General features: G+C 45.4%; 13 protein-coding genes. 11 read left to right on the forward strand and 2 right to left on the reverse strand.

Annotated elements, in window-relative coordinates; translation table 11 throughout:
• The 6 genes from rsmB (at nucleotide 1) to rpsI (ending at nucleotide 6,410) form a co-directional block, all read left to right on the forward strand.
• A complete protein-coding gene (gene rsmB / locus AC1YY3_RS00185; RefSeq protein ID WP_481824281.1) occupies nucleotides 1-1,290 on the forward strand; it encodes a 16S rRNA (cytosine(967)-C(5))-methyltransferase RsmB in 1,290 nt (429 codons plus the stop codon).
• Nucleotides 1,268-1,840 (forward strand): DUF4390 domain-containing protein, encoded by a 573-nt coding sequence (locus AC1YY3_RS00190; protein WP_481824282.1) that lies wholly within the window; start codon nucleotides 1,268-1,270, stop codon nucleotides 1,838-1,840. Before rsmB ends, AC1YY3_RS00190 begins: the two co-directional genes overlap by 23 nt.
• The gene (locus AC1YY3_RS00195) at nucleotides 1,822-3,963 is read left to right on the forward strand and encodes a sensor histidine kinase (protein ID WP_481824283.1); all 2,142 of its coding nucleotides are present in this window, start codon (nucleotides 1,822-1,824) and stop codon (nucleotides 3,961-3,963) included. Before AC1YY3_RS00190 ends, AC1YY3_RS00195 begins: the two co-directional genes overlap by 19 nt.
• A gap of 18 nt (nucleotides 3,964-3,981) precedes the next feature.
• Nucleotides 3,982-5,343 (forward strand): sigma-54-dependent transcriptional regulator, encoded by a 1,362-nt coding sequence (locus AC1YY3_RS00200; protein WP_481824284.1) that lies wholly within the window; start codon nucleotides 3,982-3,984, stop codon nucleotides 5,341-5,343.
• Nucleotides 5,344-5,574: 231 nt separating this feature from the next.
• Entirely contained in the window at nucleotides 5,575-6,003 is a 429-nt protein-coding gene (gene rplM, locus AC1YY3_RS00205) for a 50S ribosomal protein L13 (RefSeq protein ID WP_349026492.1), read from the forward strand.
• Nucleotides 6,004-6,014: 11 nt separating this feature from the next.
• Entirely contained in the window at nucleotides 6,015-6,410 is a 396-nt protein-coding gene (rpsI, locus tag AC1YY3_RS00210; protein ID WP_349026493.1) for a 30S ribosomal protein S9, read from the forward strand.
• A gap of 385 nt (nucleotides 6,411-6,795) precedes the next feature.
• Here the strand turns inward: rpsI and AC1YY3_RS00215 are convergent, their stop codons facing one another.
• Together AC1YY3_RS00215 and AC1YY3_RS00220 are read right to left on the reverse strand one after the other, a co-directional pair.
• The gene (locus AC1YY3_RS00215) at nucleotides 6,796-7,053 is read right to left on the reverse strand and encodes a hypothetical protein (protein WP_481824285.1); all 258 of its coding nucleotides are present in this window, start codon (nucleotides 7,051-7,053) and stop codon (nucleotides 6,796-6,798) included.
• Between the two features lie 159 nt (nucleotides 7,054-7,212).
• Nucleotides 7,213-7,956, reverse strand: coding sequence for a GlcG/HbpS family heme-binding protein (locus AC1YY3_RS00220; protein ID WP_481824286.1), 744 nt, complete (start codon nucleotides 7,954-7,956; stop codon nucleotides 7,213-7,215).
• 452 nt (nucleotides 7,957-8,408) lie between these two features.
• Between AC1YY3_RS00220 and AC1YY3_RS00225 the strand changes: the two genes are divergently transcribed.
• The 5 genes from AC1YY3_RS00225 to AC1YY3_RS00245 all read left to right on the forward strand — a co-directional run bounded on the left by AC1YY3_RS00225 (nucleotide 8,409) and on the right by AC1YY3_RS00245 (nucleotide 14,294).
• On the forward strand, nucleotides 8,409-9,272 hold the full coding sequence (locus tag AC1YY3_RS00225) for an NADP-dependent methylenetetrahydromethanopterin/methylenetetrahydrofolate dehydrogenase (protein ID WP_481824287.1): 864 nt from the start codon (nucleotides 8,409-8,411) through the stop codon (nucleotides 9,270-9,272).
• Between the two features lie 4 nt (nucleotides 9,273-9,276).
• On the forward strand, nucleotides 9,277-10,653 hold the full coding sequence (locus AC1YY3_RS00230; RefSeq protein WP_481824288.1) for a glycerate kinase type-2 family protein: 1,377 nt from the start codon (nucleotides 9,277-9,279) through the stop codon (nucleotides 10,651-10,653).
• Between the two features lie 243 nt (nucleotides 10,654-10,896).
• Nucleotides 10,897-12,150, forward strand: coding sequence for a serine hydroxymethyltransferase (gene glyA / locus AC1YY3_RS00235; protein ID WP_481824289.1), 1,254 nt, complete (start codon nucleotides 10,897-10,899; stop codon nucleotides 12,148-12,150).
• A 31-nt stretch (nucleotides 12,151-12,181) separates the two neighbouring features.
• Complete coding sequence (locus tag AC1YY3_RS00240; RefSeq protein ID WP_481824290.1) at nucleotides 12,182-13,282, forward strand: HindVP family restriction endonuclease; 1,101 nt, start codon at nucleotides 12,182-12,184, stop codon at nucleotides 13,280-13,282.
• Nucleotides 13,269-14,294, forward strand: coding sequence for a DNA cytosine methyltransferase (locus tag AC1YY3_RS00245; RefSeq protein ID WP_481824291.1), 1,026 nt, complete (start codon nucleotides 13,269-13,271; stop codon nucleotides 14,292-14,294). The genes AC1YY3_RS00240 and AC1YY3_RS00245 overlap by 14 nt, the downstream gene beginning before the upstream one ends.

Consider the following 14,294-nt stretch of genomic DNA (forward strand, 5'->3'; position numbering starts at 1 on the left):
TTGAATACGCGATTGATCGCCGCCCGTGTCATGACGAAGGTATTGCAAGATGGGCAATCGTTGACCTTGGCATTAGACCACGCCCTTAAGTCGGTTGAATCCGCACAAGATAAAGCCTTTGTGCAAGCCATATCTTATGGCGTGTGCCGAACTTATCACCGTTTGGATTTCATCTTAAACGCATTGATTGATAAGCCATTAAAATCGTTAGAAGTAAAATCGCTGATATTAATTGGGCTTTATCAACTCAAGTATATGCGGGTAAAACCCCATGCGGCGGTTTCGGAAACCGTACAGGCGGCACGTAAAATAGTTTGGGCAAAAGCTTTGATTAATGCCGTGCTTAGAGGTTATTTGAGGAAGCAAGACGATCTTGAGCAACAAGCAGATGAATTCAAAACAGCGGCGTTAAGTCACCCTAACTGGTTGATTAAAAAAATAGAACATGATTGGCCTAAGCAAGTTGAAACAATATTGCTGGAAAACAACCAGCCACCACCGATGGCGTTGCGGGTTAATCTGACGAAAACGACGCGGGATGACTATCTTCAGTTATTGATTGAACAAAATTTAGCGGCAAATGCCGCCGACTTTACGGCTACCGGAATTATCCTGGATAAACCCGTGCCGATTGAAGCCTTACCCAAATTTGCGGACGGCTGGGTTTCAGTGCAAGATGGTGCGGCGCAATTGGCCGCAGAATTGCTTGATGCGCGACCAGGACAGCGTGTGCTGGATGTCTGTGCCGCACCAGGTGGAAAGACCGCGCACATTTTAGAGCAACAACCTGACATTGGTGAAATGGTCGCCGTTGATATTGACGAAAGCCGAATGCTGCGGGTGAGTGAAAACCTACAACGATTGGGTCTGCAAGCCAAGCTAATCGTCGCCGATGCAGCCAAAACTGACGATTGGTGGGACGGCAAACCGTTTGACCGGATTTTGCTGGATGCGCCGTGTTCGGCAACTGGGGTTATTCGCCGTCACCCAGACATCAAGCTATTAAGAAAAGAGACGGATATTGCCGCATTAACAATCCTGCAAAAAACCATCTTAAATGCCATCTGGCCTTTATTAGCAAGCGGCGGAATGCTTTTATACGCCACTTGTTCAGTGTTAAAAAAGGAGAATGAAGAGCAAATTCAAGATTTTTTATCGACACATAACGACGCTATCGAATTACCAATCACGTCTGATGAATGGGGCATTCCTGGTATCTGTGGAAGGCAAATTTTGACCGGCGAATCCTCAATGGATGGCTTTTATTATGCGCGACTTGTTAAACAATAAAACAGCTATTTTGCTGTATTTACTGTTGTTACTGATGCCCACATCAGCTTATCCGAGCGACACAGGGGTAAGGGTAACAAGTGCCGAAACCTCCTTATTGGGCGACGATTATGTACTGACCGCCGACATCGATTATCAATTAAGCAAGAAAGCCATAGAAGCATTGAACAATGGTGTTTCCCTATTCTGGACGTATGAGTTTAAAGTGCAGGAACAACGCAATTATTTATGGGATAACACGCTGATTGAAAAAAGTTTCCGCTACCGTATCCAATATCATGCCCTATTGAAGATGTACCGGATAACCAATGAAAGCAACGGCGCGGTGGATAACTTTTCCACACTGCAAGCGGCTCTGAATTTGTTGTCAACAGTGCGAGATTACCGACTCGTAGAAAAATCCAAAATATTCAACCAAGAATCATATATCGCCGGAATGAAAATCACCTTCGAGCGAGATGCGCTGCCACTGCCTTTGCGCCCAGTTGCTTATGTGAATTCGCAATGGTATCTTTCCAGCGACTGGTATTTATGGCCGTTAAAAAAATAAAACTGCCTATCTGGGTCTCTGTAGCCATATTGTTTGGCTTGATTTTGCTGTCGCTACAATTGATGAGTTCAGCCCAGCAGGAATCATCAAAACTAAGTGCCATGTCTTCATGGCTATTACTGATAAATGCCTTGGGTTCAGTGGTTTTGCTGGGCTTGGTCGGGGCAAATATTTACGCTTTAGTCCGACAATTAAAAAAGCGTGAAGCGGGTTCTAAACTCACTACTCGGATGATGTCCTTGTTTGTATTGCTGGCTTTAGCTCCCGCAGCCATCGTTTTTTTCTTTTCCATGCAGTTCCTGCACCAAGGTATTGATAGCTGGTTTAACGTCGAAATAGACAAGGCGATGGAAGATGCGCTGGAACTCAGCCAGGCTTCATTGGATCAAAGAATGCGCTGGCATCTAAGGCAAACCCAGCAATTAGCTGAGAACCTGGATTATTCATCTGAAGCCATGGCGACCTTGGAAGTTGAAAACTTGCTTATGCTATCGGGTGCTTCCGAAGTGACGCTTTTTTCAAAGCAAGGACGTATTATCGCCTCCAGCAGCATTAATCCCGGTGATATATTGCCCAGCCTACCCGATGAGAATATTCGTTTGCAACTACAGCATAGCTCTGATTACGTGGCTTTAGCGCCAGTTATGGAGGATCAATTGATGATCCGAGCGATAGTTGTCATCAAAGGCCAAGAACCGCAATATCTGCAAGCACTTTATCCTGTTCCGGTACGGATTGCCGACCTTGCGGACTCAGTAGAATTTGCTTTTCTTCGGTATCAGGAGATGAATTATTTAAGAAATTCCCTGAAACGGAGCTTTTCTTTAACCTTATCGCTGGTGTTATTGATGAGCTTGCTGGCGGCAATATGGGTGGCATTTATCAGTATACGCAATATCGTCGCACCGGTAAAAAATCTTGTCAAAGGTACGCAGGCCGTGGCTTCTGGGCTTTATGACCAGCAGTTGCCAGTAACTGCCCAAGATGACCTCGGTTTCCTCGTCGAATCTTTCAATGTGATGACACGCCGCATAGGTGAGGCTCGGAATGAAATAAGGCGGACGGGTGTTGAGGTAGAAAATCAACGGGCATACCTGGAAACAATACTCGCTAATTTGACGGCAGGGGTCATCAGTTTTGATGAAGACTATAAAATCCGTACGGCCAATCAGGCGGCTTACCGGATTTTTCACATTCATGTTAACCACTTTATTGGGCAAACTTTGCTGGAACTGGTCGAGAACTATCAAGAACTTACCGAACCTTTAAAATCTATCCAGCGTTTGCTTGAACAAGCCGATGATATTTGGCAACAACGGATCGCATTTTTAGGCCCGAATGGTCGCCAAGAGCTATTGTGCCGAGGAACACCATTATTTTCGCAAGAAGGTCAGCGAGTCGGTGCTGTTGTGGTATTTGATGATGTGACGGATTTGATTCAAGCGCAAAAAAGTGCTGCCTGGGGCGAGGTGGCGAGGCGTTTGGCGCATGAAATCAAAAACCCGCTGACCCCTATCCAGCTATCAGCAGAACGCTTACAGGTGAAGCTGGCGACAAAACTGGAAACCAGTGATGCCGAAATTTTACAAAAATCCACCCGTACGATAGTGCAACAGGTTGAAGCAATGAAAGAAATGGTGGATGACTTTGCCCAATATGCTAAACCCGCCAAAAAACAGGCCACTGATATAGACTTGGCTGTATTGGTACAAGAAGTGTTAGCATTGTATCCAGTGAAACCTGGAGTAAAATTCAAGGTCGAATTTGAAACCGGTGAGCTATTAATAAAAGGGGATCCGGTTAGTCTCAGGCAAGTGGTGCATAATTTGATCATTAACGCCCTGGAAGCCATAGGCGCTGAAGGACAAATCGAAGTTCATTTATCCAGGGTGCAGAAAAACTACGCCGATTTTATCGAAATGGCGATTTATGACGATGGCCCAGGCATTAAAGAAGAGCAAATTGAACAAATTTTTGAGCCTTATGTCACCACCAAGACCAAAGGCACTGGCTTAGGTTTGGCGATTGTGAAAAAAATCATTGAAGAACACGGTGGTTCTATATGGGTTGATAGCCGTCGTCCAATTGGCGCGGGTTTTATCATTCAACTCCCCACAGTTTAATGAAGCAGCGGAAACACTATGAATGAACAAACACCTCGATTATTGGTTGTAGATGATGAGCCGGAAATTCGCCGTTTAGTGTGCGAAATTCTCGAAGATGAAGGTTATCAGGTTGCAACCGCAGAAAATGCTACGGAAGCACGAACGCTTAAGGATTCAGTAAACCCGCATCTGATTTTGCTGGACATCTGGATGCCCGATACAGATGGCATAACTCTATTAAAAGAATGGGTTGCAGAAGATTCATTGCTGTGTCCCGTCGTAATGATGTCAGGGCATGGTTCGGTAGAATCCGCCGTGGAAGCTACCAAGCTGGGTGCTTATGACTTCCTGGAAAAACCCTTATCCTTGGCAAAACTGTTGCTGATCGTAGCTAGGGCATTGGAAGCGAGTAACCTACAAAGGGAAAATGCCGGACTTAAACAACAATTGGTGACCGACATAGAACCAGTCGGCAAAAGTGCTGCTGTTGCCCGCACTAAAGACCAGCTAAAACGCCTAGCTCAACACGATACCAGGGTATTGTTCGTTGGTGAAGCTGGGGCAGGTAAAGAGCTATATGCCCGTTACTTGCACAATAATAGTGCTAGGAGGGATGGTTCATTTGTCGATGTCGCGGTAGGCAGCATTTCACCGGAAAACGCCGCTGTGGAATTTTTTGGCAAGGAACATGACGGCAGGGTTTTCCCTGGCCTGCTGGAACGAGCAAACAGAGGAACCTTATTCTTAAGCGAAATTGCCGGAATGGATCAGGAGACGCAGCTAAGATTGCTCAGTGCCTTAGCATCAAGCTCGTTCTTGCGTGTAGGAGGCAGCGAGGCTGTACGCGTGGACGTGCGCGTACTGGCTTCAACACGAATCGACTTGGCAGACGAGGTTAAATCAGGGCGCTTTCGTCACGACCTCTATTATTTGTTGAATGAAGTCACCTTGAACATTCAACCGCTTAGGGAACACAGCGAAGATATTCCAGGTTTGTTGAGTTTTTATGTGGACTATTTCGTCAGCCATGACAAATTGCCGTTTCGGAAGTTTTCCATGTCGGCGCAGAACTTTTTACGCAACTACAGTTGGCGCGGAAACGTCAGGGAATTGAAAAACTTAGTCCAGCGACTGATGATTTTGGGCGTTGGCGAAGAAATTGAACTGGATGAAGTAAAACTGGCGTTAGGGACAGTCATCAGTGATTCAGCACCTTCAGCATCCGTGCCGGATTTCTATAACTTGCCGTTAAAAGACGCTAGGGATCAATTTGAAAAAGCTTATCTGGAATACCACTTTGAGCGTTCAGGTGGCAGCGTAGCCAAGTTATCTTCAGCCGTCGGTATCGAGCGCACCCACCTTTATCGAAAATTGCATTCCTTGAACATCAAACTATAAAAAATCTCCTTCTCCCTCTGGGATGCCTACAAGGATGTAGATAGTAGGGCAATGCAGGAGCTATTGCCGAGAAGGTTGGGATGAGGGGATTTATAGGGAGTTTCTAAAGCTAAAGATGTTCATGTCAACGCACTAATTAAGCCCTTCCAGTAAATAAGTTTGATAGCAACGCAAAGATTTAGTATAATTCCGCTTCTTTTTTTAAGCCTTTAACAGCAAGACAAAGTAACGATGAAAACATTTAGTGCAAAGCCCGCAGAAGTAAGGCGCGACTGGTATGTGGTAGACGCAGAAGGCAAGACCTTAGGTCGTCTGGCATCTGAAATTGCAAGCCGTCTACGTGGCAAACACAAGCCTGAATATACCCCACATGTCGATACCGGCGATTACATCATCGTCGTCAATGCTGAAAAAATTGGCGTTACCGGCACTAAAGAGCAAGACAAGCTGTATCAACATCACACAGGTTATATCGGTAATCTTAAAACTGTTAACCTAGCCAAATTAAGAAAAACATTTCCTGACCGCATACTCAATACAGCGATTAAAGGCATGTTACCAAACAACCCGCTCGGTCGTGCCATGTTCAAGAAATTGAAAGTGTATGCAGGTCCAGAGCACGATCATCAGGCTCAACAGCCGAAAGTTTTAGACATTTAAGCAGGAAGACCATGACAGCAGCAGCGCAATATTATGGAACAGGTCGTCGTAAATGTGCGATAGCGCGCGTTTACGCGACGAAAGGCACTGGCAAGATTACGATTAACACAAAATCCATTGAAGACTATTTTGGTCGTAAAACTGACCAAATGGTGTCACGTCAACCATTAGAATGTGTTGATATGGAAACCAAATTTGATGTCAACGTTTTTGTTAAAGGCGGCGGTCCTTCTGGACAAGCTGGCGCGATTCGCCACGGCTTGACCCGTGCACTGATGGTATATGACGAAACATTACGTCCTGCACTTAGACAAGCAGGTTATGTAACCCGCGATTCACGGATTGTTGAACGTAAGAAAGTCGGCTTACATAAGGCTAGAAAACGTCCACAATACTCAAAACGCTAATCTTTTTTTTCGATCCCCTAAAAAGGTCTGTGTTTGCAAAAACACAGACCTTTTTTGTTTTTATCGTATAAGGTTTTGATTTCGTTCGTGGTGAACTCGTCATTCCATGAACACTTACTGTGTCTGTCCTTCGTAGCTTCAAGATGGACGGGGTTTTAATGGTGTTAGGTAAAGCGTATCTGCACGATTACCATACCCTACGACTAGACCACTATATGAGATGTCTGTGAAGTAATTGACTGGAAAAATGTGGGATATTTCTCCTCGTGTAGATGCTTTTAACGCCGATTGTTAAATATTGCTGATGACAGCTAATGCCTATTTAAACAAATAGTTACAATTAGCTTTGACAATAAAGCTGTTATATACAGTTTCCAACCTAAGGCTATGGCGCTTTTGCATCATCAGGAACAAAGCCGACAGGCGGCTTATTTTCGCCATGCGTTTTATTCTGACGGTTTTGAATTAGCAGGGTACGAATACGATCTCCTTGTTCCATGCGAACTTTTTCCTGCCTTGCTCTGAGTTTTTCTGCTACTTCTTTGGCTATGACTTCCTGGTGAGTATGCCAGTTATCGATCACAAGTTGGGATGACAGCATCCCCAAAAACACACCAAGGGCGATTTGCAGCACTAATTTCATTTTGTTCTCTGTTGGAATCGATTTATGTCTGTTTGAAAAATTGGGTTATAGCCTAATAAAAAAGCCGCTTAAGGCTAACCTTAGCGGCTAAATATATTTTTAATCAGTTCGAACAACTAAGCAGGAAGTCGGCCATCAACAAACAACAAGGCTGGCTGATTAAGGAACAGCAGGGCCTCCTGCGCCAATGCTTACCGCTACTTCATCTTCACCCCCAACTGCACATAATGGGTGTGCCCAACCACTACTTTGGCTATAGTCGATACCGTCAGTGCCATTAGGTCCAACACCGCCAGGAACATTATCTAAACCAAGGGTGGTTCTTGTTCGCCAAGCGATATTGTGATCTGCACAAGAAGAATCCCAGCTTACGCCGACAGCACCAACTATTTTTCCGGAAGCATCATAGAGTGCAAGACCACCCCCGAAAACATTAACACCACCAATCTTTTTACCGACTAACGGATCGTTGGATTGACCATATTTTGCTGATGGTCCTTTATAAGCGACCTCGGTATCAACGGGGTTGCTCTCCTGCAAGCCAAACAAACTACCACCAGGCTGAACGGCGGTGTAAAGATTAGCTGTGGAAAGTGCTAACCCAGGTAGACTGAACGAATTAGCAGTGTTTGCTTTTTGGGCTGAGATAACACGACTGCCAGGCCATTGGGTACCTCTGTCGCCGCCGGTAAATGCAACGGCGCAAACAATGCCGTCTCTATCGACAATAGTACCCCACATGTGCAAACCAAAGCCGCCATTACCGACATTTTGCGCTGCACTTAGGGCAGCTTTTAGTGCAGCATGATTGGGTAAAGTTGCACAATTGGAATCTGCTAAAGCAATATTAGAAGCTGTCGCTAAAGACCCCATTAGTGTTAAATAAAAAACTGTTTTTTTCACTATACCCCCTATCCCTCATAGTGCTACAGGAATGCCGCTGTCGCTTCGGCTCATTAAACGCCTACAGGCGTAGCAGTAAGGTAAAAGCATTATGGTGAGAAGTCAATACGTAAAAAATACCTATAAACTAGGCTAATAGTTAACAGCTTTTTTATGCCAAATTATGTACGCATATAGAAATACCATGCTAGAGCAAGACCGTATTTATGCGTCCCAAAATATGATAAAGCAATGATTTTAGCTATGTTTTGTTTGTTAGCGTTCGACCAGATTGCTGACAAACTGCTTGGCACTAAATGATTTTACTTATCTTGCAAAACTAGCTATCGGATATAATGAACCCCTATTTTGAATGCCAAAAAGCTTAGCCAATTCTGCCTTGTCCCGTGAAATGGATAGCGAATATCTAAGTACACAGTGCAGAAAAACCCAATTCATAACAAGGTAAGTTAATGAAAAAGCTGTTATTCCAATTTGATACAGATACTTATCCTTCTGTTTTCGATACGGTTGTCGCTTACGATGGCGGGGCTGACCATGTGACGGGATATGGCGGATTAACTCCCGAAAATGTAAGCCCGCTGGTTGAAGGTGCCATTTTTACCCGTGCACCCAAAGACAAGATGAATACCGCTATTTTTGTTGGTGGGAGCGATATGATTACAGGGCAAGCCCTCTTTAAAGCCGTACAGAAACACTTTTTTGGCGGTTTTCAAGTCTCGGCCATGCTCGACTGTAACGGCTGTAATACGACTGCCGCTGCTGCTGTAGCTAAGTTGGTTGCTAACAGGAGCATTGTCGGAAAAAAAGCCGTCGTATTAGCGGGGACAGGCCCTGTTGGTCAACGTGCTGCGGCTATGTTAGCTAAAGAAGGCGCAATAGTCACTATCACTTCCCGAAAAATGGTACAGGCTGTAGAAGCCTGTAATGCCATGAAAGTTCGCTTTGGTGTTGACCTTATTCCCATTGAGGCTGCTGATAATGGTGCCAGAGGACAAGCGATTTCCGATGCCAATATCGTGCTGGCTACTGGTGCAGCCGGAATTGAGCTGCTGACCGAGGAGCAATGGCGAGACAATCCCAATATTGAACTGATTGCCGATGCCAATACCACGCCGCCGCTAGGGATAGGCGGCACGGACATGATGGATAAGGGAATGGAACGGCACGGCAAGATCATCTGGGGCGCAATCGGCTTTGGGGCATTTAAACTGGCATTACACCGCGCCTGTATCGCCAAATTGTTTGAAGACAACAAACAGGTTTTGGATGCCGAAAATATCTTCACCTTAGCCAAGGAAATGGCAAAGATTTAGTTTGGTGAATGTTTCCGCCCACTCATCTATCCCTAACCTGAGAAAGTCCGCGTTCAACATTTTTCAGGCGGGTGTTGCCGCTGCTGATCCTTATCAGGCAGTCAGGCGATGCCTGATAGCTGACGATAACCAGTTACAAATCCTGCTGAATAAGAACAGTGATAAGCGAACAGGGCGATGGAATAAAACCCACCTGATTGCCTTTGGCAAAGCGGCTTGCCCGATGATTAAAGCCGCTATCGACACTATCCCAGCCCATTATTTATCGGGACAGGCGATTGCCGTCACCAATTACGAAAATGTAAAACCTGTTCCTGGCGTTAACGTCATTGGCGCTGGGCATCCTTTGCCTGATGACGCGGGCTTCAATGCTGCCAGACGGTGCGCCGAGATAGCGCAAGATGCTAAAGTAGGTGAATTGGTCTTGGTTTTGGTCAGCGGCGGCGGTTCTGCCCTGATACCTTATCCGGTTGATCCGGTAAGTTTGCCGGATAAAATCCGCACGACCGATTTGTTGCTTGCTTCCGGTGCAACCATTAACCAGGTCAATTGCGTCCGTAAGCACCTGTCCCAGTTAAAAGGCGGCGGCTTGGTACAGATGATTGCACCTGCCGATTGTCATGCCCTGATTTTGTCCGATGTCATCGGTGATGATTTGTCGGCTATCGCCAGCGGCTCAACCGTGCCGGATGAAACAACGTTTGATGATGCGATTGACCTATTAAAAGCCAAAGACATCTGGCATAAGGTGTCGTCCATTGTACGCGATTACCTGGAAAGTGGACAGCAAGGCGAAGTCAAGGAAACTGCAAAACCTAACGATGCTTGTTTTGCCAAAACCAGCCATACCTTAATAGGCAGCAACACCCTCAGTGTAAAAGCCATCATGAAAGCGGCGCAAGAGCAAGGTTTTGATGCGATCCTTTACGGCGATAACCTGTGTGGCGAAGCACGAGATGAGGCCGGAAAACTCGTGTACTTCGCCCTTGCCCATTTGAGTACAGCAGGAAACCGACCGATTGCGCTACTAGCAGGGGGCGAAACCACAGTTACCCTCAAAGGCAATGGCCGTGGTGGGCGTAACCAAGAAATGGCGCTTGCCTTCGCCATCCAAGCGCAAGAACAAGGGTTGCAAGGAAACTGGGTCTTCCTAAGCGGCGGCACAGATGGCCGCGATGGCCCAACGGATGCTGCCGGAGGAATGGTAGATTCGGGTACAATACAACGAATGCTGAAAGCAGGCGTAAATCCAACCGAGCTGCTCTACAACAACGATGCCTATACCGCGCTAAAAAGTTCGCAAGATTTATTGATGACGGGTGCAACGGGTACGAATGTGGCTGATTTGCAGATACTGCTTATTCAACCGTTCCAATCGTAAACTAATTCTGTAGAATTAAAGGATGAAAGCCCTATCCAGAGGGATGCCTACATGGATGTAGGTAAGTAGGGCAACGCAGGATCAGTTGCCGAGAGAGTTGGGTGAGGAGAATACGCATAGGGGAAAAGCCTAGTTAAATCCCCTCATCCCAAGCTTCTCCCTAAGGGAGAAAGAATCCATATTTTTAAGCCATCAACATTAGCCGTAAACTCAGACACCACAAAATTTATTTCAGGAGAAAACATGTTTAACAAATCCATGACCATTGCCGAATTCGATGATGAATTATTCCACGCGATTGAAGAAGAAAAACAACGCCAGGAAGATCATATCGAGCTGATTGCGTCTGAAAATTACGCCAGCCCCAGAGTGCTGGAAGCGCAAGGCACGTTATTAACCAATAAATATGCGGAAGGTTATCCAGGAAAACGCTATTATGGTGGCTGTGAATTTGTCGATAAGGCAGAGCAATTAGCCATCGACCGCGCCAAAGCCTTATTCGGTGCAGATTATGCCAACGTACAACCGCACTCCGGTTCAGGCGCAAACATGGCCGTATATATGGCGTTGGTACAACCAGGCGATACCATTTTGGGCTTAAGTTTGGCGCACGGCGGTCATTTAACCCACGGCGCAAAACCCAATTTCTCCGGCAAAATTTACAACGCCGTGCAATACGGACTTGATCCAGCAACTGGTTTTATAGATTACGACCAAGTTGAAGCCTTGGCACTAGAACATAAACCGAAAATGCTAGTGGCGGGTTTTTCCGCTTATTCACGCGTGTGGGACTGGCAACGTTTCCGCGAGATTGCCGATAAGGTTGGCGCTTATTTGTTTGTCGATATGGCGCATGTAGCGGGCTTGATTGCCGCAGGTGTTTATCCAAATCCCGTACCGATTGCCGATGTAGTCACCACCACTACTCACAAATCCCTGCGCGGCCCTCGCGGTGGCTTGATCTTATGCAAAAGCAATCCTGAACTGGAAAAGAAATTCGATTCCAACATCTTCCCTGGCATCCAGGGTGGCCCGTTGATGCACGTTATTGCCGCCAAAGCCGTGGCGTTCAAAGAAGCCATGCAGCCGGAATTTAAGACTTATCAACAACAAGTCATCAAGAACGCCCAGGCAATGGCGAAGGTATTTATGGATCGTGGCTTTGATGTTGTTTCAGGCGGCACTGACAACCATCTTATGTTGGTTTCCTTAATCCCCAAAGGCATCACCGGCAAAGCTGCCGACGCTGCCTTAGGTAAAGCCCATATCACCGTCAACAAAAACGCCGTGCCAAACGACCCGCAATCACCCTTCGTCACCAGCGGCATCCGCGTCGGCACGCCCGCAGCAACCACGCGCGGCTTTAAAGAAACCGAAGTCACTGAAATCGCCCACTGGATGTGCGACGTGATGGAAAATATGGAAGATGAGAAGGTAATTACGGCGGTGCGGGAGAAAGTAACGACGCTGTGTAAGCGGTTTCCGGTTTATGGCTGAATAAACGTTGTAATATTTTGGAGCAATAGGAATGAATTGTACCCAACCCCCATCTTTATACGGAATTACCAAATCAAACCGTATTGGAGATGATCTTTGGGGTAAAAATCAATTCAATAGTACCTTTCCCACAGCATTATGTTGTTATATGCGGGATAAAAACATCCCCGCTGTTTACTTAAAATTGATGGGCGATACCCTCGATCAATTGCATGTTCAACCTGAAGAAATCTCATTTGATGAAATCTTCAATACAAAATTGGCGAACAAACAACTAACCTTTTCATTTGAGAGCAAGTTTGAACCTTATCAACAATGGGCGTATGGGGACATCGGCAATATCGACTTGGTAGTTAAGAACGAAAAAGAATTTTTGCGGGCACTGGAAATAAAGCTAACCGTATTGCCTGATGATGGTACGCATGAAGACGAGGAATCAAGATGGGGTTCTGAGTTAGTAGTTAGAGCCGCCACAACGTCTTATGCTGCGTTAGGAATTGCCCATTCCTGTATTGATGTATTACCAGAACTACGCAAATTGTTTGAACCCGTTTGCCAACCGATTAGGAACTGGGGTAATCCAACAGAAATCAAATCTCGTAAAGATAGCATCCTAGATTGCTTAGATACCTTCCAGACTCTTTACGTTTCACGCCAAAAACCTTTTCTAATGCAACCTATTTGGAAAACCAAAGGTAAATCGCCAGAACTGTCAGATCATGCGTTCGATGTTTTTGTTTGGAGCGACTTTGCGTTGTGTCGGGCTTTTATTGACAGGGCGAAACATGAAACCTCAAAAAAGGCTAACGAAGTACCACGATTTCTCCGTGCTGCAACGCGCTTGGCGCATTCGCTATATGATTTATCGACACGAGGTAAAGTTGATATGGGCGTTTACAGAGAGGACGCAATGGGTAATTTAACTGATAAAGAATTCGCATTGGGTGGAAAAATTACTCGGAGTTATATGGATCATCCAAGGAAACTTAAACCCGCCGTCGTTAAAGAAGCACTACGTGAAATTATTTTAGGCGGCGGTCAAGACAAATTAAGTCCAGAGCGACGCTTCGACGCAACAATTTATTTCACCGCAAAGCATTTATTTGAGGAGCTTGACAATGAAAGCGATTGATTTGTTTTGTGGCGTGGGTGGGTTATCTCTTGGCTTGAAATTATCTGGGATTGACGTAATTGTAGGTATGGATAATTGGACTCAGGCATTATCCGTGTACCGGTTGAACCATCTTCACGATACTCTTGACATTGATCTTTCAGATGTTGATACAACTGTTAATGCTGCCGCTAATTACGAAATTGACTTGATTGCAGGTGGCCCGCCCTGCCAGGATTTTTCGCATGCTGGGAAACGAGTTGAAGGCAAAAGGGCAAACTTGACCTTAGCCTATGCAGAAATCGTGGCGAAAATTCTTCCAAAATGGTTCATCATGGAAAATGTTGACCGTTCGCAAAATAGCGATGCTTATTCAGAAGCGCGAGAAGTTTTCTGTAATGCAAATTACGGGTTAACAGAAATAGTATTAGATGCCAGTTATTGCGGCGTACCACAAAAGAGGAAACGCTTTTTTTGTATTGGAAAAAGAAATGAGTCAGACGGTTTTTTATTGGAAATAATTAAATCAAAACTCTCAAAATCACCAATGACAATAAGGCAGTACTTAGGTAACGATTTGGGCTTGTCACATTACTATCGACATCCACGCAATTATTGCAGACGTGCTGTTTTTTCCATAGATGAACCCTCGCCTACAATTCGTGGAGTTAATCGCCCAATACCTAAAGGCTATCCTGGTCACGCCAATGATGAAGTGCCTGTTGAAAATGTTCGACCTTTAACGACCTTAGAAAGAGCGCGTCTTCAAACATTTCCAGAAAACTATGTTTGGAATGGTAACAAAACAGAGATGGAACAATTTATTGGCAATGCTGTTCCTGTTAATCTAGCCCGCTTTGTAGGTGAATGTGTGATGATCCATGAAGTAAATGAGGTTATAGGCATTAATTCAAAGGGATTACTGTTAATGCCAGTACCACGTTTTCAAGCATTACAGGGAATTGCAACCGGAGCTGATGCGAGCAATTTTAGAGACCGAAACGATAGACTTTTTACGAATAGCCATAAATAA

This window comes from Methyloglobulus sp., from assembly GCF_964779595.1.

What these genes read in the sequence shown, in the direction of transcription:
- AC1YY3_RS00190 (WP_481824282.1), top strand. Translation starts at nt 1,268, where the DNA reads ATGCGCGACTTGTTAAACAATAAAACAGCTATTTTGCTGTATTTACTG.
- AC1YY3_RS00195 (WP_481824283.1), top strand. Translation starts at nt 1,822, where the DNA reads ATGGCCGTTAAAAAAATAAAACTGCCTATCTGGGTCTCTGTAGCCATA.
- AC1YY3_RS00200 (WP_481824284.1), top strand. Translation starts at nt 3,982, where the DNA reads ATGAATGAACAAACACCTCGATTATTGGTTGTAGATGATGAGCCGGAA.
- rplM (WP_349026492.1), top strand. Translation starts at nt 5,575, where the DNA reads ATGAAAACATTTAGTGCAAAGCCCGCAGAAGTAAGGCGCGACTGGTAT.
- rpsI (WP_349026493.1), top strand. Translation starts at nt 6,015, where the DNA reads ATGACAGCAGCAGCGCAATATTATGGAACAGGTCGTCGTAAATGTGCG.
- AC1YY3_RS00215 (WP_481824285.1), bottom strand. Translation starts at nt 7,053, where the DNA reads ATGAAATTAGTGCTGCAAATCGCCCTTGGTGTGTTTTTGGGGATGCTG.
- AC1YY3_RS00225 (WP_481824287.1), top strand. Translation starts at nt 8,409, where the DNA reads ATGAAAAAGCTGTTATTCCAATTTGATACAGATACTTATCCTTCTGTT.
- glyA (WP_481824289.1), top strand. Translation starts at nt 10,897, where the DNA reads ATGTTTAACAAATCCATGACCATTGCCGAATTCGATGATGAATTATTC.
- AC1YY3_RS00240 (WP_481824290.1), top strand. Translation starts at nt 12,182, where the DNA reads ATGAATTGTACCCAACCCCCATCTTTATACGGAATTACCAAATCAAAC.
- AC1YY3_RS00245 (WP_481824291.1), top strand. Translation starts at nt 13,269, where the DNA reads ATGAAAGCGATTGATTTGTTTTGTGGCGTGGGTGGGTTATCTCTTGGC.